We start from the raw sequence: 20,686 nt of genomic DNA, 5'->3' as shown, positions 1-20,686 counted from the left end.
CGCCATCGACGAAGACCAAGCGGCGAGGAGGCGTGGGGCCTCAGTCGCAGGCTTCGGGATGAACCCGGAGCCACGATCTCAGGGAGTTGAGACTATGACCGACACGATGAAGGCCCTGGCCAAGACCGCGCCCGGCGTCGGCCTCGAACTGATCGACGCGCCGATCCCCGAGGCGGGACCGGAGGATGTGCTGATCCGGGTTCATCGCACGGCGGTCTGCGGCACCGATATCCACATCTGGAACTGGGACGAGTGGTCCCAGAAGAACGTTCCGACCCCGATGATCACCGGCCACGAGTTCGCCGGCGAGATCGTCGCCATCGGCAAGGACGTGGATCGGCCGCTGAAGATCGGCCAGCGCGTCTCGGCCGAGGGCCACGTCATCGACCTGAACTCGGAAGCCGCCCGCGCCGGCCATTTCCACCTGGACCCCAAGACGCGCGGCATTGGCGTGAACCGTCAGGGCGCCTTCGCCGAGTTCGTGGTGGCGCCGGCCTTCAACGTGATCGAACTGCCGGACGATGTGCCCTATGAGATCGGCTCGATCCTCGATCCGTTCGGCAATGCGGTTCACACGGCCCAGCAGTTCGACCTGCTGGGTGAGGATGTGCTGGTCACCGGCGCCGGCCCGATCGGTATGATGGCCGCCGCTGTTGCCCGCCACGCGGGCGCGCGCACCGTGGTCCTGACCGACATCAACGACTTCCGGCTGGAGCTGGCGCAGAAGGTCGCGCCGGGCGTTCGCACCGTGAATACGACCAAGGAAGACATCCACGATGTCATGAAGGAACTGGGCCTGAAGGTTGGCTTCGACGTGGCGCTGGAGATGTCGGGCTCGCCCATCGCCTTCAAACAGTGCGTCGACACCCTGATCATGGGCGGCGGCATGGCGCTGCTGGGCATTCCCGGCAAGCCGATGGAAACCGACTGGGGCGCGATCATTCTGAAGGCCCTGACCATCAAGGGCGTCTATGGCCGCGAGATGTTCACCACCTGGCGCAAGATGCTGGGCCTGCTGAAAGCCGGCCTGGACCTCAGCCCGCTGATCACGCACCGCCTGGGCTACGCCGACTACCGCGAAGGCTTCGAAGCCATGAAGTCGGGCCAATCGGGCAAGGTCGTGCTGGACTGGGACAAGGCGGCCTGAGAGACGAATGCTGCTGATCAGACAGCCAGCAGCTGTTTGATCAGCGCCTTTTCGAACCCCTTGGTTTCCGACCCCGGCAAGGCGTTGCCGATTTCACCGCTTTCGAACAGGGCGAAGACCTTGGGGTGGACATAAGAAGCGCGGCAGACGGTGGGGGTGTTGCCCAAGAGGCCGGCGACAGCCTTGACGCAGACGGTGATCTTTCGCTTGGCGTCGGTGGGCGAGGTCGGGGCCTCGGTGTCGCGCAGCGCCCGCGCCGCCGAGACGGTGCCGGCCCAGGTGCGGAAGTCCTTGGCCGAGAACTGCTCGCCCATCGCCTTTCGGATGTAGGCGTTCACATCGTCGGAGTCGACCGGGCACAGCGTCCCGTCGGCCGCGCGGTATTTGAACAGCTGCTGGCCGGGCAGGCCTTCCAGCTGTCGCACCACCTTGGCGAGGCGCCGGTCCTTGACGCTGACGCTGTGATCCTTGCCGCTCTTGCCGCGAAATTCGAACGTCAAGGCCGCGCCATCCACATCGATGTGACGTTTGTGCAGGGTCGTCAGGCCGTAGCTGCGGTTCTGTTTGGCGTAGATGGAGTTGCCGACCCGGATCAGGGTAATCTCCAGCAGGCGCACGGCGGTGGCCAGCACCTTGTCACGACAGACGCCGCGAAGGGCCAGGTCATGTTCGACCTTGTCGCGCAGTTTCGGCAGATTGCGCGAGAAGGCGGGCAGCTTGTCGAACTTGTTCTCGGAGCGGGCCGTACTCCAGTCATTGTGATAGCGATATTGTTTGCGCCCTTTCACGTCTCGGCCGGTGGCCTGGATGTGGCCGTTGGCCTTGGGACAGATCCAGACGTCGGTCCAGGCGGGCGGAATGGCCAGGGCGCGGATGCGGTCCAGGGTCTTGGCGTCCGTGATGGTCTTGCCCTTGGCGTCGCGATAGGACCAGCCCTTGCCGGCGCGGCGCCGGGTCAGTCCCGCGAACTCGTCGCTGCAATAGCTGAGGCCTTCGGGGACTTCGGCGGCGATGTCGAAGGCGTGCGATCCGTCGGCCATCACCCGTTCGCCTTTTCGAGGCGGTCGTGCAGCCGCTTGATCCAGCGCTCGGCCGGATCGCCGCCCCACAACAGCCAGGCAATATAGCCGGCCGAAGGATCGGTGCGGCTGCCCCAGCCCTTGCCGTCCTTGTCGACGGTGTGGCGGGCGAAATAGCTGTAGATGTCCTTGATGTCCTTGTCCGAGACGGGCTTCTGATCCGCCAACTGATGGGCGCGGCGTACGCCGACCTCGGTGCCGCCCCGGTCGTGCTTGTCGCGCAGGTCGAGACCGCGCTTGGCCTGGGTCGCGACGCCCTTGGGCGGCTTGCGTTGCGCGTCGGTGAGGGTGGTTTTGGCGGCCATCGCATCTTTCCGTACAAGGACTTAGGCCGAACGCCGTGTCTGGCGCGCGAGTTCCGCTTGACCGCGCGGGCCGGGCGCGAGACGAGGCGGCATGAACTATCGCCACAGCTTTCACGCCGGAAACTTCGCCGACCTGGTCAAGCATGCCCTGGTGCTGTGGTTGGTGAAAGCGCGGCAGGCGGCCGGGCCGCTGACGGTGTTCGACACCCATGCGGGGGCGGGGCTGTACGATCTGTCGGGCGACGGCGCGCGATCGAAGGAGGCCGAGGCCGGCGTGGCGCGTTTGATGTCCGCCGACGGGCGGACGCCGCTGATGGACACGCTGGCGGGCGAGGTCGCGGCGCTGAATCCTGAGGGCGGGTCGCGGTTCTATCCGGGGTCGCCGTTGCTGATCGCGGACGCGCTGACGCCCGGCGGTCGCTACGTTGGGTTCGAGTTGAACCCGCCGGTGCGGGCCATGCTGGCCGAGGCGCTGACCGGGCGCGCGAACGCCGAGGCGCGCGAGGGCGACGGCTATGCGGCGGTGGCGGGGGAGGCGGCGAAGGTGCGCGGGCCGCTGGTGCTGATCGACCCGCCGTTCGAAAAGCCCGACGATTATATCCGCTCGGCCGAGACCGCGATTTCGGTGGTGAGGCGCGATCCGACGGCGACGGTGGCGATCTGGACGCCGCTGAAGGATCTGGAGACCTTCGACGGCTTTATCCGGCGGCTGCAGGGCAAGGCGGGGTCGACCCTGGTCGCCGAGGCGCGGCTGAGGCCGCTGACCAATCCGATGAAGATGAACGGCTGCGCCATGGTGGTGGTCAATCCGCCGGCGGGCGCGGAAGCTGCCGCGACCGAGATCTGCGGCTGGGTCGCGGGGGCGCTGGGCGAAGCGGGCGGACGGGCCGAGGTCTGGACCTTCTGACCGCAGTCACTAGGTTGATCGCATGACGCGCATCGCCATTCTGGAAACCGGACACCCGCCGGAGCATCTGAAGGACGATTTCGATGACTATCCGGCGCGGTTCCGGGCCCTGCTGGGCGAGGGCGTGCCGACGACGCGGTTCGACGTGCAGTCGGGGCAACTGCCCGAGGATCCGTCGGTCTTCCAGGGGGCCATCGTCACGGGGTCGGCGGCGGGGGTCTATGACGACCTGCCGTGGATCCCGCAGCTGATCGACTGGCTGAGGGCGGCGCGGGGGCGGACGCGGCTGGTCGGCATCTGTTTCGGGCATCAGGCGCTGGCACATGCGTTCGGCGGGGTGGTCGAGAAGTCGCACAAGGGCTGGGGCGTGGGTCTGCACCGCTATGACGTGCGTGAGGATGCGCCGTGGATGCATCCGCGGGCGCGAACGATCGCCATTCCTGTGTCGCACCAGGATCAGGTCGTAGCGGTTTCGGACGACGCGCGGGTGATCGCCTCCAGCGGGTTTACGCCCTACGCCGGCCTGGCCTGGGGCGACGATGCGATCTCGTTCCAGTGCCATCCGGAGTTTCAGCCGGACTATGCGGCGGCCCTGATCGAGGGACGGCGCGGGGCGCGCATCCCGCATGATGTGGCGGATCAGGCGATCGATAGTCTGAAGCGGCCCAACGACCGGGCCGTGCTGACGGCCTGGATCCGCGCCTTCCTGCTGCTGACCCCGCCGCCGGTCGAGGATGACGGCAGCGGGATCTAGAGGCCCAGCAGCCGGATCAGCGCCAGCGCCAGCACCACTAGGGCGCCTAGCGACAGGATGACGGCGGCGACGACGCGGCCGCCGGCGCGGGCGACGGCGCGGATGTCGGTCTGGAGACCCAAGGCAGCCATGGCGACCACGGTCAGCAGGCTGGAGGCGGCGGCCATGGGCGCCAGCGCGGCCTGCGGGATCAGGTCAAACGAGCGCAGGCCGATCATGATCAGGAAGCCGATGATGAACCAGGGCAGCAGGCGCGACAGGCCGGGTTTTGCGGCGCCGGGCGCGCGCTCGCGGAAGATCAGCGACAGGGCGAGGATGACAGGACCGAGCATCAGCACCCGCACCAGCTTGACCACCGTGCCGGTCTGGGTGGCGAGGGCGCCGAAGGGCGCGGCGGCCGCCAGAACCTGCGGCACCGCATAGACGGTCAAACCGGCCAGGGCGCCGTATTGCAGGCCGTTCAGATGGATCAGGCCCCCCAGCAGGGGCAGGGCCAAAACCACGATCACGCCGAGCACGGCGGTGAAGGCGATGGAGGCGGCGACCTCTTTTCCATCGGCGTCGATGACGGGGGCGACGGCGGCGATGGCGGAGTTGCCGCAGATGGCGTTGCCGCAGGCGACCAGCAGGGCCATGCGCGCGTTAAGGCCCAGGGCGCGGCCGACGCCGAAACCGACGACGATGGCGAGCGCGACCAGGGCGAAAATGCCCAGGACGAAGCCGACGCCCAGCGATGACAGGGTGGCAGCGCTGACCAAGGCGCCGAGCAGCACCACCGCGACCTCCAGCAAGGTCTTGGCCGAGAAGTCGATCCCGGCCTTGAACCGCGCATCGGGCGTCCAGGCAGTGCGCACGGCGGCGCCCAGCAGGATGGCCAGCACCAGCGGCTCCAGCCAGACATGGCCGATGACGTCCCGCTCGATGCTGGTCAGACCGATGGCGGCCAGAGTGACCAGCAGGCACAGCATGACGCCCGGCCGGATCGTGCGCCCGAACGCCGTCACCGACGCCAAACTGGGCGCGTGGAAGGGGGCGGGCAGGGCGGCGGACTTCATCGTCAAGCGTGATGCGCCTGCCCTCGACGGCAGTCCAACGGATAGTTATGGTCGTTTCAATCCGATTTGGAGATTAATTGTGACCTTGGAACGCCTGCGTATCTTCGTCGCCGTCGCCGAGCGTGACCATGTGACGGCGGCGGCAAGGGCGCTGAACCTGACACAGTCGGCCGTGTCGAACGCGTTGGCGGCGTTGGAAACCGAGCACGACGTGCGGCTGTTCGACCGGGTCGGTAGGGGCGTGGTGCTGAACGAGACTGGCCGCGCCTTTCTGCCTGAGGCCAAGGCGGTGCTGGCGCGAGCGGCGGCGGCCGAGGCAGCGCTGGCGGACATGAGCGCCCTGCGGCGCGGGCGTCTGGCGGTGTTCGCCAGCCAGACCATCGCCAGCTACTGGCTGCCGCGCCGGCTGGTGGATTTCCACACGGCCTATCCCGGCGTCGAACTGGCCGTCGAGATCGGCAACACGCGCGAGGCGGCGCAGGCGGTGCTGAGCGGCGCCGCCGAGATCGGCCTGGTCGAGGGGGCGGTGGACGAACCTGCCTTATCACAGGTCCAGGTGGGGTCGGATCGGCTGGCCGTGCTGGTGACGCCTGACCATCCGTGGGCGACGCGACGTCGGCTGGAGGCGAAGGATCTGGCGGGCCAGCCCTGGGTGCTGCGCGAGGTCGGGTCGGGCACGCGATCGACGCTGGAAGCGGCGGTGCGGGACATGGGGGTCGATCCCGCGACCCTGTCGGTATCGATGACCCTGCCGTCGAACGAAGCCGTACTGGCGTCGGCCGAGGCGGGGGCGGGAGCCACGGCCCTGTCGGAAAGCGTGGCCTATGCGTCGGTGGCGGCCGGGCGGCTGGTGACGGCGCCCTTCACCCTGCCGGAGCGGCCGTTCCGCCTGTTACGACACCGCGAACGGTATCGCAGCCGGGCCGGCGACGTGTTTGTCGAGGCGATGGGCTAGGGCCACTTCACCACCGGCGGCATGGACGACAGGATCGAGTCGACGTTGCCGCCCGTCTTCAGTCCGAACATGGTGCCGCGGTCGTAGAGCAGGTTGAACTCGACGTAGCGGCCCCGGCGGATCAACTGTTCCTCGCGCTCCTCGGCCGTCCAGGGCTCCACCATGCGGCCGGCGACAATGCGGGGATAGACGTCCAGGAAGGCCAGGCCGATGTCGCGGGTGAAGGCGAAGTCTCGGTCATAGTCGCCGCTGTCGTGATGATCGTAGAAGACGCCGCCGGTGCCGCGCGGCTCCTTGCGGTGGGGCAGATAGAAATACTCGTCGCACCAGGCCTTGTATTTGGCGTGCCAGGTCGGGTCGTGGGCGTCGCAGGCGGCCTGCATGGCCGCGTGGAAGGCGACGGTGTCGGGGTGATCCTGACGACGATCCGCCATCAGCACGGGCGTCAGGTCGCCGCCGCCGCCGAACCAGCTCTTGGTCGTGGCGATGAAGCGGGTGTTCATGTGGACGGCCGGAATGCGCGGGCTGACGGGGTGGCAGATCAGGCTGATCCCCGTCGCGAAGAAGCGTGGATCGACGTCGGCGCCAGGCACGTTCTTGGCGTAGTCGGCGGGAAAGGCGCCATGCACCGTCGAGACGTGGACGCCGACCTTCTCGAACAGGCGACCGTGCATCATTCCCATGACGCCGCCGCCGCCCTCTGGCCGCTCCCATACTGTACGGACAAAGCGACCGGGCTCGCCGGGGAACAGGTCGGCGGGGGCGGCGTCCTCCAGCGCCTCGAAGGCGGCATGGATGCGGTCGCGCAGATGTTCGAACCAGGCGCGGGTCTCGACCTTCTTCAGGTCGAGCGGATCGGTGAAGACGGCGTCGCTCATGGCGCGCTTGAACCACGTCACGGCCGCGGCGTCATCCGGACAGGTTGTCATAAGCAGAATCGCGGGCGCTAATGGCCGCCTGCCGTTTTCAGGAAGCCCGCCAATGATCCGCCGTCTCGTCTCCGTCGCCGTCGCCTCGCTCGCGCTGGGAGGGGCGGTTCAGGCCCAGGACGCGGATGAGGCGCGGGTGATGGAGATTTTGAAGACCACGCCGCTGATCGACGGGCACAACGACCTGCCGTGGGCGCTGCGACAGCAGTACGGAAACGACGTTTACGCCGTTGATCTGACGAGGAATCTGGCGGCGTCGACCAAACTGCATACCGATATCGCGCGCCTGCAGGCCGGGGGTGTCGGAGGGCAGTTCTGGTCCGTCTATGTGCCTGCCAGCCTGACGCCGCTGAAGGCGGTTGAGGAAACCTTCGAGCAGATCGACACGGCCAAGCGCATCATCGCCGCCCATCCCGACACCTTCGGCCTTTCGACCACGGCGGACGAGGTGGACGCGGTGTTCAAATCGGGCCGGATCGCCAGCCTGATCGGGATGGAGGGCGGCTATTCGATCGACGATTCCCTGGCCCTGCTGCGGGAGTTCTATCGGGCCGGCGCGCGCTACATGACCCTGACCCACTCCAAGACCACGACCTGGGCCGACAGCGCGACGGACGCGCCGAAGTGGGGCGGGCTCAGCCCGTTCGGCGAGGCGGTGGTCAATGAGATGAACCGGTTGGGCATTATGGTCGACCTCAGCCACGTCTCCGAGGAGACGATGCTGGACGCCATGCGCGTGTCCGATGCGCCGGTCATCTTCTCCCATTCGTCAGCGCGGGCGGTCACGGATCATCCGCGCAATGTGCCGGATCGGGTGCTGCGGATGATGCCGCAGGACGGCGGCATCGTGATGATCAACCTGGCGCCCGGTTTCGTGTCCGAGGCGGTGCGGGCCTGGAACGGGGCCAAGGCGGGCGAGGAGGCGCGGCTGAAGACGCTAAACCCCGGCGATCCCGGCGCGGTCGAGGCCGGGCTGACCGCCTGGACCGCCGCCAATCCGACGCCTCAGGCGACCCTGGCCGACGTGGTGGCGCATATTCAGCACGTGCGTGAAGTGGCGGGCATCGACCATGTCGGCCTGGGCGCCGACTTCGACGGCATCGGCAGCCTGCCGGAAGGCATGGGCGGGGTGGACGCCTATCCACGGATCCTGGCGGCCCTGATGGCGGCGGGCTGGACCGAGGCCGACATCCGCAAGATCGCCGGCGAGAACCTGCTGCGGGTCATGCGGTCGGTCGAGGCCGTCGCGGCGTCAAAGGCCGGCGAGCGGCCGTCGATGGCGCGGCTGGAGCCCGCGTCGGCTCAGAACTGACCGACGGCGCCCGTCTGGCGCAGGCCTTCCCAAAGGGCGATTCCGGCGGTGACCGACAGGTTCAGCGAGCGGGCATCGGGTCGCAGCGGCACGACGACACGCGCGTCGGCGGCGGCGTGGACATAGTCGGGGGCGCCGGCGCTTTCCTTGCCGAGCAGCAGAGTGTCGTCAGGCTGGAAGACGAAATCGGGCAGGGGCGTGGCGCCCTTGGTCGTAAGCAGCACCAGCCGCCCGGCCGGACGATCCGCCTGGAAGGCCGCCCAATCGGCGTGGCGGGTCATGTGGGACAGCGGGCCGTAGTCAAGGGCCGCGCGCTTCATGGCGCGGTCGTCGAAACGGAAGCCCGTCGGCTCGATCACATGCAGATCGACGCCGAAACAGGCCGACAATCGGATGCAGGCTCCGACGTTCTGAGGAATGTCCGGTTGAAAAAGGGCGAGACGCATTCTAAGGCCTGACATACGCGCGGCGAGGGGGTTTGTCGCGGTCTGTTTGCGAGCGTTTCGCAAGAAACGTCAGCAGCTTGCGTCCAACGTGGCGCAAGTCACGGGCCGTCGGGGATTCCCGGCGTCTTTTGTTGGTTCGTGCCGTGGCTGGGGACGCCCTTGGGGGTCTTCTGCGGCGTTCGAGAGGTGGAAACGTGGCCGAATCGGTCGTGCATACGGAAGACGGTCATAGCCCTGAGGGCGGTGATCCCAATCGTCGGGACTTTATCTACATCGCGGCGGGCGCCGCGGCGGTCGGCGCGGGCGCCATGATCGCCTGGCCGCTGATCAACCAGATGAATCCGGCGGCCGATACGCTGGCGCTGGCGTCGATCGAGTTCGACCTGACCAAGGTTCAGGAAGGCCAGCAGGTCGTCATCAAATGGCAGGGCAAGCCGGTGTTCGTGCGTTACCGCACCCCGGCCGAGCTGCAGAAAGTCATCGCGGACGATCACGCTCCGGACCTGAAACAGCCCCAGACCGACGCCGAGCGCACCAAGCCGGGTCACGAGAAATATCTGGTCGTCATCGGTTCGTGTACGCACCTGGGTTGCGTGCCGACCTTTGGCGCGGGCGATTACGGCGGCTGGTTCTGCCCCTGCCACGGCTCGCACTACGACGCCTCCGGCCGCATTCGTAAGGGGCCGGCGCCTCTGAACCTGGTGGTGCCGGAATACGATTATCTGTCCGACACCCGCGTCAAGATCGGCTGAGGACCAAGGGGGAATCATGAGCGATCACGAGAGCACCTACGTCCCGAAGACGGGCGTCGAGAAGTGGCTGGACACCCGGCTGCCGATCATCCGATTCGGCGCGGACTACATGTCCCTGCCGACGCCGCGGAACCTGAACTACTGGTGGACCTTCGGCGGCATCCTGGCCCTGTGCCTGATGACGCAGATCGTCACCGGCATCGTTTTGGCCATGCATTATACGCCGAACGTCGACCTGGCCTTCGCCTCGGTCGAGCGCATCATGCGCGACGTCAACGGCGGCTGGCTTATCCGCTATGTCCACGCCAACGGCGCGTCGATGTTCTTCATCGCCGTCTATCTGCACATGCTGCGCGGCCTCTACTACGGCTCGTACAAGGCGCCGCGCGAAATGATCTGGATCATCGGCTGCGTGATCTTCTTCCTGATGATCGCCACCGCCTTCCTGGGCTACGTCCTGCCGTGGGGCCAGATGTCGTTCTGGGGCGCTGAGGTCATCACCAACCTGATCGGCGCCATTCCGGTGCTGGGCGAGCCGATCCTGATCTGGCTGCGCGGCGGCCCGGCGATCGACAATGCGACGCTGAACCGCTTCTTCTCGCTGCACTATCTGCTGCCGTTCGCCATCCTGGGCTGCGTCGTGCTGCACCTTTGGGCGCTGCACTCGGCCGGTCAGAACAACCCGGTCGGCATCCTGATCCCGAAGGATCGGGAGAAGAAGGACACGCTGCCCTTCCACCCGTATTTCACGGTCAAGGACGGCTTTGCGATCATCCTGTTCCTGATCCTGTTCGCCATCTTCGTCTTCTATCAGCCGAACGCGCTGGGCCACGCCGACAACTATATCCCCGCCAATCCGCTGCAGACGCCGGCCCACATCGTGCCCGAGTGGTACATGCTGCCCTTCTACGCGATCCTGCGCGCCATACCGGACAAGTTCGGCGGCGTGGTGGCGATGTTCAGCGCCATCGGTGTGCTGTTCGTCCTGCCCTGGCTGGATACGTCCAAGGTGCGCTCGATGCGCTATCGCCCGACGATGCGGACCTTCTTCATCATCTTCCTGGTGGTGGGCGTTGGCTTGGGCTGGTGCGGTGGTCAGCTGCCTGACGCGCCGGTGATCGGGTCGTTCAAGACCTTCACCCTGATCGACGGCGACCTGAACTCCTACCTGTGGCTGACGCGGGTCTTCACCCTCTACTACTTCGTCTTCTTCCTGATCATCATGCCGCTGGTTGGGTTGAAGGAGCAGCCGCTGCCGATCCCGGCGACGATCTCCGAGCCGGTCCTGACCGGCGCCGGCGCCGTCGAGCACAAGGTCTGAAAATCATGACGATTGGAATGAAGACCGTGTCGTTCAAGACGATCATCACCTCGGCCGCGATTGCGCTGGGTCTGTTGAGCGCCGCCGCTCCCGCCATGGCGGCGGGCGCCGCCGCCCATCCGCGCTCGGGCGGGTTCAGCTTCGAAGGGCCGTTCGGCACCTATGACCAGGGCCAGCTGCAACGCGGCTACAAGGTCTATCACGAGGTCTGCGCCGCCTGTCACAGCATGAACCTGATGCACTATCGGAACCTGGGGGACCGTCATGGGCCGTTCTGGAATCCGAAGTACCCGAACCCGAACGACAACCCTGTCGTGAAGGCTCTGGCCAAGGAAAATCAGGTCGGCGACATCGACAGCGAGACCGGCGAGGCGATCCAGCGCGACGCCACGCCGGCCGACAAGTTCCGCGCCCCCTATCCGAACGCTACGGCGGCGGCGGCTGGCAACGGCGGCGCTGCGCCGCCCGACCTTTCGGTCATGGCCAAGGCCCGTCACGACGGCGCCAACTACATCTACTCGCTGCTGTCGGGCTACAAGGCGGCTCCGGCCGGCCTGCAGATCCGCGAGGGTCAGCACTACAACCCCTATATGGCCGGCGACCTGACGCCGTTCTGGACGGGCGACCACAAGGACGTTCCGCCCGGCGGCTTCATCGCCATGCCGCCGCCGCTTCAGAACGGTCAGGTGACCTATGACGACGGCTCGCCTCAGACGGTCGATCAATACGCCAAGGACGTCGCGGCCTTCATCGCCTGGACGTCCGAGCCGAAGATGGTCGAGCGCAAGCAGGCCGGTCTGGGCGTGATGATCTATCTGCTGCTGTTCGCCGGCATCACCTATGTCGCCTACCGCCGCATCTGGAAGGGCGTCGCCCACTAAGGGCATCGCCGCCGGATCGAAATCGTAGGCCCGCCGAGGTTCGCCTCGGCGGGCTTTTTCGTTTGCGGATCATGTTTGGTACGGCCCGAAGCCCTTGTGTGCACTGTCTGAAGTTGATTTTCATCGCCTTGAGGTAGCGCGTGTTTGCAACCTGTGTCTAAATCGCTGACGAACATCGGGAGGTGACAATGCTTACAACTGTTCTCGGCTTGGCGATGACAGTTTCCGCCGCGCAGCCGACCACCACACCAAGTCCCTCGAACTCTCAGGTCATCTACGCGGTCGGCGGCCTTGCGCGTTTTGAAGACAACGACCGTCGCCTGATTGTCGAAAACGAGCGGCGTGATCAAATCCAGCGTTGGCGGCAGGTGGTCATCGACCAGCGCTTCGAGCTGGCTGACAAACTCGACCGTTTGATCGCCAGCGGCGATTGCGAAGCTGCGAGGAATCTGGCCGTCCGTGGTCGTTATGCCGACATTCGCGAGGCCGTGACAAAAACCTGCGACGCTCGCGAGAGCCCCGTTGCACGCTAACGGAAGGCTCGTTTGTGTCGACAGCTGGATGATCGCCCCCTAGGGTCGCGCATCGTTTCTGGCTGTGGGGCCTTCAGTTCATGCGTCTTATCTCTTCTTTCGCCGCTCTTTTGTTGGCGAGCGCCGCCTTGTCCGCCTGCGCCACGGCGTCCAATCCCGCTGCGGTTCATACCGTCCCGACGTTCGATGCGGCGCGCATCTCGCAGGACATCAAGACGTTATCGGACGACAGTTTCGAGGGCAGGGGCATCGCCACCCCGGCCGAGGAAAAGGTCATCCGCTATCTGAGCGAAGGCTACGCTGCCGCCGGGTTCGAGCCGGGCGGGCCGAACGGTCAATGGACGCAGGACGTGATCCTGAACCGCTTCACCCAGTCCAATGTGCGCGCTTCGCTGAAGCTGGGCGACTGGACCCTGCCGATGACGCAAGGGCGCGAGGTCGCCATCTCGACCCGCCGCCCGGCCGAACACGTCAGCCTGAAGGACGCCCCGCTGGTCTTCGTCGGCTATGGCATCAATGCGCCCGAGCGGCAGTGGAACGACTTCAAGGGCCAGGACCTACGAGGCAAGATCCTGGTCGTGCTGGTCAATGACGCCGACTTCGAGGAGCCAGCGCTGAACACCTTCGGCGGCAAGGCCATGACCTATTACGGCCGCTGGACCTACAAATACGAAGAGGCGGCCAAACAGGGCGCGGCGGGCGTGCTGATCGTGCACGAGACGGCGCCGGCATCTTACGGCTGGCAGACGGTCGCCAACTCCTGGGGCGTGTCGCAGTTCGACATCCTGCGCCAAAATGCGGCGGCGGAGCGCGTGCCGATGGAGGGCTGGATCCAGCGTGACGTGGCGGTCGACCTGTTCCGTCGCGCGGGTCTGGATTTCGACGCGCTGAAGGTCCAGGCGCGCAGCCGTGACTTCCAGCCGGTCGCCTTGCCCGGCGCATCCTTCTCGACCGAGTTCGACGTGGCCACCAATCAGGTCACCAGCCACAACGTCATCGCCCGCCTGCGGGGCACAACTCATCCGGACGAGACGATCCTCTATACCGCCCACTGGGATCACATTGGCATGGGCGAGCCGGATGCGACCGGCGACCGCATCTTCAACGGGGCGGTGGACAACGCCTCGGGCACGGCGGGTCTGCTGGAGCTGGCGCGCATGTTCGGTCGCGCGCCGCGCACCGAGCGCTCGATCGTGATGATCAGCTTCACCGGCGAGGAAAGCGGCCTGCTGGGCTCGGAATACTATGCGGTGAACCCGGTCTATCCGTTGGCCAAGACGGTGGGCGGGTTCAACATGGACTCCATGAACGTCTATGGCCGCGTCACCGGTCTGGGCGTCACCGGATATGGCCAGTCGGACTTCGACGAACGTCTGGCGGCGGCGGTTCAGCCGCAAGGGCGGTCGCTGGTGCCGGACTACGAGAATGCGGCCGGCACCTATTACCGTTCGGACCACTTCCCGCTGGCCAAGCGCGGCGTACCGATGGCCTACGCCGGCAGCCGGGGCGAATTCCGCGACGAACCGATCGCCGCGCGCGAGGCGGCGCGGTCGGAATACGGCGCCAAACGCTATCACCAGGCGGCGGATGAATGGTCGCCCGACTGGGACTACAGCGGCATGATTGAGGATCTGACGATCTTCTACGATGTCGGTCGCGCCCTGGCGAACGGTCGCGACTGGCCGCAGTGGAAGTCGGGTTCGGAGTTCGCGCCTGTGCGCGCCACGACCGCGTCCGAACGCCGCTAGTCTTTTCACACATCAAGATGGGGCGGGGAGGAATCTCCGCCCCTTTGCCATTTCGCCTGTCGAGTCAGTTCAATGATCCATCGCCGTTCACCCCTCATCGCCCTTGCGGCGCTTGCGCTCACCGCCTGCGCGACGACGCCGGTCGCATCTCCGGCGCTGAAGCTGGACGCTTTCGCCGTGGCCTCGGCCGCGACGCCTCAGTTCAGCGCCCAGCGCCTGTCGGACCACATCAAATATCTGGCGTCGGACGAGTTGGAGGGGCGGTTTCCCGGCCTGATCGGCGAACGGCTGACCCTGGCCTATCTGCAGGCGCAGTATGAGGCGATGGGGCTGGAGCCGGGCGGGCGCGACGGATTGTGGCTGCAGCCCGTCGATCTGGTGCGGTTCACGCCGGAGCGGGCGCCGACGGCGTCCTGGACCGGGGCGGACGGCGTGTCGCATCCGCTGGTTTCCGGGACGGACATCACCCTGCGGGCCGGGTCGGCGGAACCGGTCGTGACGGCCGAGGCGCCGCTGGTCTTCGCCGGTTACGGCATTTCGGGGCCGACCTGGGACGACTATGGCAATGCGGACCTGACCAGCAAGGTCGTGGTCATTCTGCGCGGCCAGCCGACGGTGATGGGCGAGGATCCCAACTTCTACGGCTCGACCACGCACAAGATCCAGGAGGCGCTGAAGCGGGGAGCCGTGGGCGTCATCACGCTTCAGGACCAGGACAACCGCTGGCGCCGCGCTGTGGGCGGGGCGACCCGGCCGCAGATGACGGTCAAGGGCGCGCAGGACCCGCGGTTCAGCGGATCCATCAACATGGCCACGGCGACAGCGATCGGCGGCGCGCCCCTGGAAGCCGCCGTCGAGCGGGCGAAGACGACCGCCTTGGGGGGCTTTCTGGATCTGGGCGCACGGCTCAGCGTTGATATCGTCGAGACCACCGAGGTCATCCACTCCAACAACCTGCTGGCCAAGATCCCCGGCACCGAGCGGCCTGACGAATACGTTTTCTATTCCGCCCACTGGGATCACGTCGGCAAGGCCCGGACGCCGAACGCCGAGGGCGACGACATCTTCAACGGCGCCTGGGACAATGCGTCGGGGACGGCCGGTCTGATTGAGATGGCGCGGGCGTTCAAGGCCGGACCGGCGCCGAAGCGCACCGTGGTCTTCCTGCACGTCACGGCCGAGGAGCAGGGGCTGCTGGGGTCGGAAGCCTATGCCGCCGATCCGGTCTATCCGCTGGCCAAGACGGCGGCGGACATCAACATCGACATGCTGCCCTTCACGCCAGCGACGCGTGACGTGGCGGTGTTCGGCGTGGGCAAGTCCGAGCTGGAGGATATCCTGGGCCGGTTCGCCGCCGTGCAGGGGCGGGTGGTGACGGGCGACGGCTATCCGGAGGAAGGCTTCTACTACCGCTCCGACCACTTCAACTTCGCGGCCGGCGGGGTGCCGGCCCTGATGCCGTGGACAGGCCGCGATTTCGTCGAGGGCGGGATCGAGGCGGGCAAGCCCTATTACGAGGGGGCGATGGCCAAATACTATCACAAGCTGACCGACGAATGGCGGGCCGACTATGATTTCACGGCCGCCTTGCAGAACCTAGACCTGCTGTATCGGCTGGGGCTGACGGTGGCCGACAGCGAGAGCTGGCCTGCGTGGAAGCCGACGGCCGAGTTCAACGCCATCCGCGACCGTACGGCGGACCAGAGGCGCTAGGCCTCAGGCGGCGCCAAACGGATAGGGGCTGACGGACTTGGACCAGTCATCGACCGCCAGAGGGCGGTCGATGGGGGCGGCGGCCCGTTCGGCGCAGGGGTGACGGTGACACAGGCGGCAGGCCGGGCCGATGGGCGTGACCTCGGGGTTCTGCAGGTCGATGCCGTGGGCGTAGGCCAAGCGATGCGTATGACGCAGTTCGCAGCCCAGGCCGACGGCCAGGTCGTGGCGCTCGTCATAGCCGTCGTGGCCTTGCCGCTCGACCGTGCGGGCGAAGGTGAACCAGCGGCCGCCGTCTGGAGTCTCGATGATCTGGGTGACGATGCGGCCGGGCGTGCGGAAGGCCGAATGCAGCCGCCAGCGCGGGCAGGCGCCGCCGAAACGCGAGAAGGGAAAGGCGCCGGCCGCATAGCGTTTGGAGATGTTGCCCGCCTGATCGACCCGCATCAGGAAGAAGGGCACGCCGCGCGCGGTGGGGCGCGACAGGGTGGTCAGGCGGTGCGCGGCCTGTTCGTAGCTGACGCCGAACCGGGCCTGGAGCCGAGCCAAGTCATAGCGCGTCTCTTCCGCCGCCCGCTGGAAGGCGGCGTAGGGCATTAGAGTCGCGGCGGCGAGCGTGTTGGTCAGGGCGACCTTCAGCAGAGATCGAGTGGGCGCGTCCGGGGCGTTCGCGGCCTCTGCCAGAGCGTTGAGCGCCGGCCCTTGCTCGGCCAGGGCCAGTTGATAGGCGATGGCGAAGGCGCGTGAGGACGGCCCCAGGGTTTCCGACAGCAACAGCCGGCGGCGGTGCAGGTCGTAGCGGCGGGTCCATTCCACCATGACCTCGGCCGGTAGGGTTCGGACGCCAAGGTCGTGCCTGGCCGCCAGCCGATGACGGGCGGCGGGTTCGAAGCCGTCAGCGTGGGCGGGCGCCTCGGCGGACAGGGCGTCAGACAGGGCTTCGCCGATCTGGTCCAGTTCGGGAAAATGGTTGCCGCGCGACTGGATGTATTCGCGCACCCATTCGGCGGGGCTGGTCTCGATGGAACTCTCGCCCGTCTCGGCGGCGGCGCGGGCGCGCGTGCGGCCATCGTCGAACGCCTGATACAGGCGCAGCAGGGCGTCGGCCACACCGGGCGCCTCTTCCAGCAGTTGCACCAGTTCGTGGCGGGGCGCGGACAGACCCTTGAATAGGGGATCGGTCAGGATCTCCGTGAGACGCGCCTCGTCCGCCGCCCCACCCTGGTTCAGCGCGCGCAGATCGACGTCATAGGTGTCCGCCAGTCGCAGCAGCAGCTGAGCTGAGACCGGGCGCTGATTGCGTTCTATGTGATTGAGATAGCTGGGGGAAACGTCCAGGTCGGCAGCCATGGCGGTCTGGGTCAGGCCCAGATCGCGGCGCAGCCGCTTTAGCCGGGCGCCCAGAAATAGTTTGCGATCAGCGGCGGCGTCCATCGTCGGATGATGTCACAACATGACTGACTAAGCAAAGTCATAGTGTGACAAGATGACTTTGTTGGTGGGGTTCGATCTGTATCAGTTTTGACCGGCGCGTGTTCTTGTCTCCGAGACGGCGGCTGCGGCCGCGCCCTTGAGAGACCGAGTTCGACCATGACCACCTTCGCCGATCTGGTGCCTTCGCCCGCCGGCCGTTTCGACGGCATCGAGCGCCCCTACACCCCTGAGGACGTCCTGCGCCTGCGCGGCTCGGTGCCGATCACCCATACGCTGGCCGAGCGCGGGGCCAACCGCCTGTGGCAGTTGCTGAACGACGAACCCTTCATCAATGCGCTGGGCGCCGTCACCGGCAACCAGGCCATGCAGATGGTCCGCGCGGGTCTGAAGGCCATCTATCTGTCAGGCTGGCAGGTCGCGGCCGACGCCAATACGGCCGGCGCCATGTACCCCGACCAGTCGCTGTACCCGGCCAACGCCGCGCCGGAACTGTGCCGCCGCATCAACCGCACTCTGCAACGCGCCGATCAGATCGAGCATGCCGAGGGCGGCGCCAAGCGCGACTGGTTCGTTCCCATCGTCGCCGACGCGGAAGCCGGTTTCGGCGGGCCGCTGAACAGCTTCGAGATCATGAAGGCCTTCATCGAGGCGGGCGCGGCCGGCGTTCACTTCGAGGACCAGCTGGCGTCGGAAAAGAAGTGCGGCCACCTGGGCGGCAAGGTTCTGATCCCGACCCAGGCGCATGAGCGCAATCTGGTCGCCGCGCGTCTGGCCGCCGACGTCATGGGCACGCCGACCATCACAATCGCGCGCACGGACGCCGAAAGCGCGCAACTGATCACCTCGGACATCGACGAGCGGGACCAGCCCTTCATCGATCGCGACAACCGCACGCCTGAAGGCTTCTTCCGCCTGAAGGAGGGCACGGGTCTGGACCACTGCATCGCGCGCGGCCTGTCCTACGCCAATATCGCCGACCTGCTGTGGTGGGAGACGTCGCATCCGGATCTGGACGACGCCAAGAAGTTCGCGGAGGCCGTGCAGAAGAAGCATCCGGGCAAGCTGATGGCTTACAACTGCTCGCCGTCCTTCAACTGGAAGGCCAAGCTGGACGACGCCACCATCGCCAAGTTCCAGCGCGAGTTGGGGGCTATGGGCTACAAGTTCCAGTTCGTGACCCTCGCCGGCTTCCACAGCCTGAACAACTCGATGTTCGAGCTGGCGGACGGTTATCGCGATCGCGGCATGGCGGCCTATTCGGAGCTGCAACAGCGCGAGTTCGCCAACGAGGCCATCGGCTACACCGCCACGCGTCACCAACGCGAAGTCGGCACCGGCTATTTCGACCAGGTCGCCACGGTCATCTCCAACGGCACGTCCTCGACGACGGCGCTGAAGGACTCGACCGAGACCGCCCAGTTCACCCACGCGGCTTAACCCGGAAAGGAACCCGCAAATGGAACCGCTGACCCGAACCGAAGCCATCATCGACTTCTGCCTGGCGCCCCTGGCGCTCGACACCGGCACGGAGGCCGAGCGTGAGGTGCGTCGTCGTCTGACGCACGTGCTGAGGACCTATCAAGCTAAGACCGCGACGCCCGTCGCCGTGGACTTCTCGTCCATGCCGTCACAAGTCATCAACGAAGCGGCGCACGGTTACGAATAGGCCGATGGCCCAAGAAAAAGGCCCGCTCCGATCGCTCGGAGCGGGCCTTGCTCTGTTCGAAGTGTCGCTTAGCGCGAGGGTGTCGTGTTCAGCGATTGGGTGGTCGCAACCGCCGGGGTCGGAACAGGCGTCGCTTGCGGGACGGTGACGGAGATAGGCGTGCGCGCCGGCGCGGCCCCGGTTTCCTGAGGGTCGCCGACGACGATGGTGGTGATCTGCGTCGCCTCGGTGGTGCAGGTCGCCAGGTCGCGGGTGATGTGACGGCCCAAGCAGAAGATGTCTTCGTAGCTGGGGCGCGAGGCGGCCAGGCACTGGAACAGCATCAGCTTGGACATATCCATGCAGAACTCGCTGTTCGGCTCGTGCGTCAGAGCCTCGGTGTTGACCCGGGCCTCGTCGCCGCCGGCGCCGAGCGCGCCAAGAGCCGCGATGGCCAGAGAGCGGACGACGGCGGGGGTATAGGGCGGGCCCTTGCGCGAAGGCTCCAGTCCCAAACCCGTACCGCTATTGGCGGCGGCGAACAGGCGGCTCGATTCCTCCGGCGACGGCAGCATCTTCAAGGCCGACAGCGTCTTTGCGCTTTCCAGCCGGACTTCGCGGTTCGGAATCGGCGTGATGGCCCAGCGGCGGCGGGGATCGCTGCGGCCCTGGATGGTGTAGGCGTCCTGCTCGATCGCCTCGGCAATGGCGCGCATGGCGATGGCGTCCTTGCCGACGGTGGCCGAGATCAGGCCAGCGGCCGCATCGGCGCCGGGCAGGGTGGCGGCGTAGGCCGGATCGGCGACGATCTGGGCGACCATGCGCTGACGTTGCGCCGGATCGATCGCATACTGCTGTACGCCGGCGACGAACTCGGGCGACTGCAGGGCGATGATGGCGCCGTAAGCGATCAGCCCGCGCGACAGCTGGTCGGCGTCATAGGCAGAACCCTTGCGCAGGGCGGCCTGGATCGATTCCGCATCGGGGAAGCCGCCCGGCTGGATCGTCTGGGCTTCGCGCAGGAAGGCGACGTAGATTGAGGCGGCGTCCGCCACGCCTTGGTTCAGGGACACGGGGGGCGGCTTGCGGGCGGCAAGTTCCGCCGCCAGACGCTGGGCTTCCAGCTCGGCCTTTGAGGGTCCGCTCTCGCAACTGGCGAGCAGGACAGCGGCGGCGAGGGCGGCGGCCGACAGACCGCGGCTCAGTAGGGCCGTTTTCATGGAGACTTCCTCAGGCGAATACGCGCGCAAAAAGCGCCAATACTGTTGGCGCTTATAAGGCGGGCCTTATGGTTATCCGAAGGTTAATCGAACAGTTTCGATACCGATTCTTCGTTCGCGATCCGTCGGATAGCCTCTCCGACCAGCGGAGCCACGGAAACCGCTCGGATTTTCGGGCAGTTCAAAACTTCGTGGGGTTGCTCGATGGAGTTGGTGATCACCAACTCCTTCAGCGGGCCGTCGGTGATGCGCTGGACGGCGGGGCCGGACAAGACGCCGTGGCTGATATAGGCCGAAACCTCGGTCGCGCCCTGGTCGATCAGGGCCTTAGCGGCGTTGACCAGGGTGCCGCCCGAATCGACGATGTCGTCGAACAGGATGCAGCGGCGGCCCTGAACGTCGCCGATGATGTTCATGACCTCGCTCTCGCCCGCCTTGGGCCGGCGCTTGTCGACGATGGCGAGATCGGCGTCCAGGCGGCTGGCCAGCGAACGCGCGCGCACCACGCCGCCGACGTCGGGCGAGACGATCATCAGGTCGTCGCCGCGGG

At 66.6% G+C, this 20,686-nt stretch carries 20 protein-coding genes and 1 pseudogene; 13 read left to right on the top strand and 8 right to left on the bottom strand.

Annotated features, from left to right (window positions below; all coding sequences use genetic code 11):
- Window positions 1-106 precede the first annotated feature (106 nt).
- Window positions 107-1,147: an L-threonine 3-dehydrogenase gene (gene tdh / locus RT123_RS03030; RefSeq protein ID WP_199059180.1), complete on the top strand. Its 1,041-nt coding sequence runs from the start codon at window positions 107-109 to the stop codon at window positions 1,145-1,147.
- 17 nt (window positions 1,148-1,164) lie between these two features.
- Here the strand turns inward: tdh and RT123_RS03025 are convergent, their stop codons facing one another.
- Together RT123_RS03025 and RT123_RS03020 are read right to left on the bottom strand one after the other, a co-directional pair.
- The gene (locus tag RT123_RS03025; RefSeq protein WP_313007786.1) at window positions 1,165-2,187 is read right to left on the bottom strand and encodes a DNA topoisomerase IB; all 1,023 of its coding nucleotides are present in this window, start codon (window positions 2,185-2,187) and stop codon (window positions 1,165-1,167) included.
- Entirely contained in the window at window positions 2,187-2,531 is a 345-nt protein-coding gene (locus RT123_RS03020; RefSeq protein ID WP_066550731.1) for a hypothetical protein, read from the bottom strand. Before RT123_RS03020 ends, RT123_RS03025 begins: the two co-directional genes overlap by 1 nt.
- A gap of 91 nt (window positions 2,532-2,622) precedes the next feature.
- On the opposite strand from RT123_RS03020, the gene rlmJ reads away from it, so the two are divergent.
- Both rlmJ and RT123_RS03010 read left to right on the top strand, forming a co-directional pair.
- Window positions 2,623-3,438 (top strand): 23S rRNA (adenine(2030)-N(6))-methyltransferase RlmJ, encoded by an 816-nt coding sequence (gene rlmJ, locus RT123_RS03015; RefSeq protein WP_313007785.1) that lies wholly within the window; start codon window positions 2,623-2,625, stop codon window positions 3,436-3,438.
- 22 nt (window positions 3,439-3,460) lie between these two features.
- Entirely contained in the window at window positions 3,461-4,192 is a 732-nt protein-coding gene (locus RT123_RS03010; protein WP_313007784.1) for a glutamine amidotransferase-related protein, read from the top strand.
- Here RT123_RS03010 and RT123_RS03005 read toward each other — a convergent pair.
- Window positions 4,189-5,247 (bottom strand): putative sulfate exporter family transporter, encoded by a 1,059-nt coding sequence (locus RT123_RS03005; protein ID WP_313007819.1) that lies wholly within the window; start codon window positions 5,245-5,247, stop codon window positions 4,189-4,191. The two genes, RT123_RS03010 and RT123_RS03005, sit on opposite strands and share 4 nt — an antisense overlap.
- A 79-nt stretch (window positions 5,248-5,326) precedes the next feature.
- Here RT123_RS03005 and RT123_RS03000 point away from each other — a divergent pair, with 79 nt between their 5' ends.
- Window positions 5,327-6,202, top strand: coding sequence for a LysR family transcriptional regulator (locus RT123_RS03000; protein ID WP_313007783.1), 876 nt, complete (start codon window positions 5,327-5,329; stop codon window positions 6,200-6,202).
- Here the strand turns inward: RT123_RS03000 and hemF are convergent.
- Entirely contained in the window at window positions 6,199-7,080 is an 882-nt protein-coding gene (gene hemF / locus RT123_RS02995) for an oxygen-dependent coproporphyrinogen oxidase (protein WP_313007782.1), read from the bottom strand. The two genes, RT123_RS03000 and hemF, sit on opposite strands and share 4 nt — an antisense overlap.
- Before the next feature lie 103 nt (window positions 7,081-7,183).
- On the opposite strand from hemF, the gene RT123_RS02990 reads away from it, so the two are divergent.
- Window positions 7,184-8,443, top strand: a complete 1,260-nt coding sequence (locus RT123_RS02990; protein ID WP_313007781.1) for a dipeptidase — start codon at window positions 7,184-7,186, stop codon at window positions 8,441-8,443.
- Here the strand turns inward: RT123_RS02990 and RT123_RS02985 are convergent.
- Window positions 8,434-8,889, bottom strand: coding sequence for a tRNA (cytidine(34)-2'-O)-methyltransferase (locus RT123_RS02985; protein WP_313007780.1), 456 nt, complete (start codon window positions 8,887-8,889; stop codon window positions 8,434-8,436). The two genes, RT123_RS02990 and RT123_RS02985, sit on opposite strands and share 10 nt — an antisense overlap.
- A gap of 194 nt (window positions 8,890-9,083) precedes the next feature.
- On the opposite strand from RT123_RS02985, the gene petA reads away from it, so the two are divergent.
- The 6 genes from petA (at window position 9,084) to RT123_RS02955 (ending at window position 15,837) form a co-directional block, all read left to right on the top strand.
- Window positions 9,084-9,641, top strand: coding sequence for a ubiquinol-cytochrome c reductase iron-sulfur subunit (petA, locus tag RT123_RS02980; protein ID WP_045810115.1), 558 nt, complete (start codon window positions 9,084-9,086; stop codon window positions 9,639-9,641).
- 16 nt (window positions 9,642-9,657) lie between these two features.
- On the top strand, window positions 9,658-10,962 hold the full coding sequence (locus tag RT123_RS02975) for a cytochrome b (RefSeq protein ID WP_039245598.1): 1,305 nt from the start codon (window positions 9,658-9,660) through the stop codon (window positions 10,960-10,962).
- Between the two features lie 5 nt (window positions 10,963-10,967).
- Window positions 10,968-11,843 carry a cytochrome c1 gene (locus RT123_RS02970; protein WP_228763776.1) on the top strand — a complete coding sequence of 292 codons (876 nt, stop codon included), beginning with the start codon at window positions 10,968-10,970 and terminating at the stop codon, window positions 11,841-11,843.
- A gap of 188 nt (window positions 11,844-12,031) precedes the next feature.
- Window positions 12,032-12,376, top strand: a complete 345-nt coding sequence (locus RT123_RS02965) for a hypothetical protein (protein ID WP_313007779.1) — start codon at window positions 12,032-12,034, stop codon at window positions 12,374-12,376.
- Window positions 12,377-12,456: 80 nt separating this feature from the next.
- Complete coding sequence (locus RT123_RS02960; RefSeq protein WP_409514884.1) at window positions 12,457-14,124, top strand: M28 family metallopeptidase; 1,668 nt, start codon at window positions 12,457-12,459, stop codon at window positions 14,122-14,124.
- 72 nt (window positions 14,125-14,196) lie between these two features.
- Window positions 14,197-15,837, top strand: coding sequence for a M28 family peptidase (locus RT123_RS02955; protein ID WP_313007776.1), 1,641 nt, complete (start codon window positions 14,197-14,199; stop codon window positions 15,835-15,837).
- Window positions 15,838-15,840: 3 nt separating this feature from the next.
- Here the strand turns inward: RT123_RS02955 and RT123_RS02950 are convergent, their stop codons facing one another.
- Window positions 15,841-17,271, bottom strand: coding sequence for a short-chain fatty acyl-CoA regulator family protein (locus tag RT123_RS02950; RefSeq protein WP_313007773.1), 1,431 nt, complete (start codon window positions 17,269-17,271; stop codon window positions 15,841-15,843).
- Window positions 17,272-17,427: 156 nt separating this feature from the next.
- On the opposite strand from RT123_RS02950, the gene aceA reads away from it, so the two are divergent.
- Both aceA and RT123_RS02940 read left to right on the top strand, forming a co-directional pair.
- Complete coding sequence (gene aceA, locus RT123_RS02945; RefSeq protein ID WP_313007771.1) at window positions 17,428-18,708, top strand: isocitrate lyase; 1,281 nt, start codon at window positions 17,428-17,430, stop codon at window positions 18,706-18,708.
- A gap of 19 nt (window positions 18,709-18,727) precedes the next feature.
- Window positions 18,728-18,937 carry a hypothetical protein gene (locus tag RT123_RS02940; RefSeq protein WP_295195290.1) on the top strand — a complete coding sequence of 70 codons (210 nt, stop codon included), beginning with the start codon at window positions 18,728-18,730 and terminating at the stop codon, window positions 18,935-18,937.
- A 68-nt stretch (window positions 18,938-19,005) separates the two neighbouring features.
- On the opposite strand, the gene RT123_RS02935 is transcribed toward RT123_RS02940, so the two are convergent.
- Both RT123_RS02935 and prs read right to left on the bottom strand, forming a co-directional pair.
- On the bottom strand, window positions 19,006-20,136 hold the full coding sequence (locus RT123_RS02935; RefSeq protein WP_313007765.1) for a hypothetical protein: 1,131 nt from the start codon (window positions 20,134-20,136) through the stop codon (window positions 19,006-19,008).
- Window positions 20,137-20,219: 83 nt separating this feature from the next.
- Window positions 20,220-20,686, bottom strand: a pseudogene (gene prs, locus RT123_RS02930) (ribose-phosphate diphosphokinase); the annotation flags it as partial.

The organism is Brevundimonas vesicularis (assembly GCF_032067225.1).
Taxonomy (GTDB): Bacteria; Pseudomonadota; Alphaproteobacteria; order Caulobacterales; family Caulobacteraceae; genus Brevundimonas; species Brevundimonas vesicularis_F.
The sequence above is the reverse complement of the archived record's forward strand: the minus strand, read 5'-3'. Positions and strand labels throughout refer to the sequence as shown.

What these genes read in the sequence shown, in the direction of transcription:
- aceA (WP_313007771.1), top strand. Translation starts at nt 17,428, where the DNA reads ATGACCACCTTCGCCGATCTGGTGCCTTCGCCCGCCGGCCGTTTCGAC.
- RT123_RS02935 (WP_313007765.1), bottom strand. Translation starts at nt 20,136, where the DNA reads ATGAAAACGGCCCTACTGAGCCGCGGTCTGTCGGCCGCCGCCCTCGCC.
- RT123_RS02950 (WP_313007773.1), bottom strand. Translation starts at nt 17,271, where the DNA reads ATGGACGCCGCCGCTGATCGCAAACTATTTCTGGGCGCCCGGCTAAAG.
- RT123_RS02960 (WP_409514884.1), top strand. Translation starts at nt 12,457, where the DNA reads ATGCGTCTTATCTCTTCTTTCGCCGCTCTTTTGTTGGCGAGCGCCGCC.
- hemF (WP_313007782.1), bottom strand. Translation starts at nt 7,080, where the DNA reads ATGAGCGACGCCGTCTTCACCGATCCGCTCGACCTGAAGAAGGTCGAG.
- RT123_RS02985 (WP_313007780.1), bottom strand. Translation starts at nt 8,889, where the DNA reads ATGCGTCTCGCCCTTTTTCAACCGGACATTCCTCAGAACGTCGGAGCC.
- RT123_RS03025 (WP_313007786.1), bottom strand. Translation starts at nt 2,187, where the DNA reads ATGGCCGACGGATCGCACGCCTTCGACATCGCCGCCGAAGTCCCCGAA.
- RT123_RS02965 (WP_313007779.1), top strand. Translation starts at nt 12,032, where the DNA reads ATGCTTACAACTGTTCTCGGCTTGGCGATGACAGTTTCCGCCGCGCAG.
- RT123_RS02955 (WP_313007776.1), top strand. Translation starts at nt 14,197, where the DNA reads ATGATCCATCGCCGTTCACCCCTCATCGCCCTTGCGGCGCTTGCGCTC.
- RT123_RS02940 (WP_295195290.1), top strand. Translation starts at nt 18,728, where the DNA reads ATGGAACCGCTGACCCGAACCGAAGCCATCATCGACTTCTGCCTGGCG.
- RT123_RS03005 (WP_313007819.1), bottom strand. Translation starts at nt 5,247, where the DNA reads ATGAAGTCCGCCGCCCTGCCCGCCCCCTTCCACGCGCCCAGTTTGGCG.
- RT123_RS02990 (WP_313007781.1), top strand. Translation starts at nt 7,184, where the DNA reads ATGATCCGCCGTCTCGTCTCCGTCGCCGTCGCCTCGCTCGCGCTGGGA.
- RT123_RS03010 (WP_313007784.1), top strand. Translation starts at nt 3,461, where the DNA reads ATGACGCGCATCGCCATTCTGGAAACCGGACACCCGCCGGAGCATCTG.
- rlmJ (WP_313007785.1), top strand. Translation starts at nt 2,623, where the DNA reads ATGAACTATCGCCACAGCTTTCACGCCGGAAACTTCGCCGACCTGGTC.
- RT123_RS03020 (WP_066550731.1), bottom strand. Translation starts at nt 2,531, where the DNA reads ATGGCCGCCAAAACCACCCTCACCGACGCGCAACGCAAGCCGCCCAAG.
- tdh (WP_199059180.1), top strand. Translation starts at nt 107, where the DNA reads ATGAAGGCCCTGGCCAAGACCGCGCCCGGCGTCGGCCTCGAACTGATC.
- RT123_RS02975 (WP_039245598.1), top strand. Translation starts at nt 9,658, where the DNA reads ATGAGCGATCACGAGAGCACCTACGTCCCGAAGACGGGCGTCGAGAAG.
- RT123_RS02970 (WP_228763776.1), top strand. Translation starts at nt 10,968, where the DNA reads ATGACGATTGGAATGAAGACCGTGTCGTTCAAGACGATCATCACCTCG.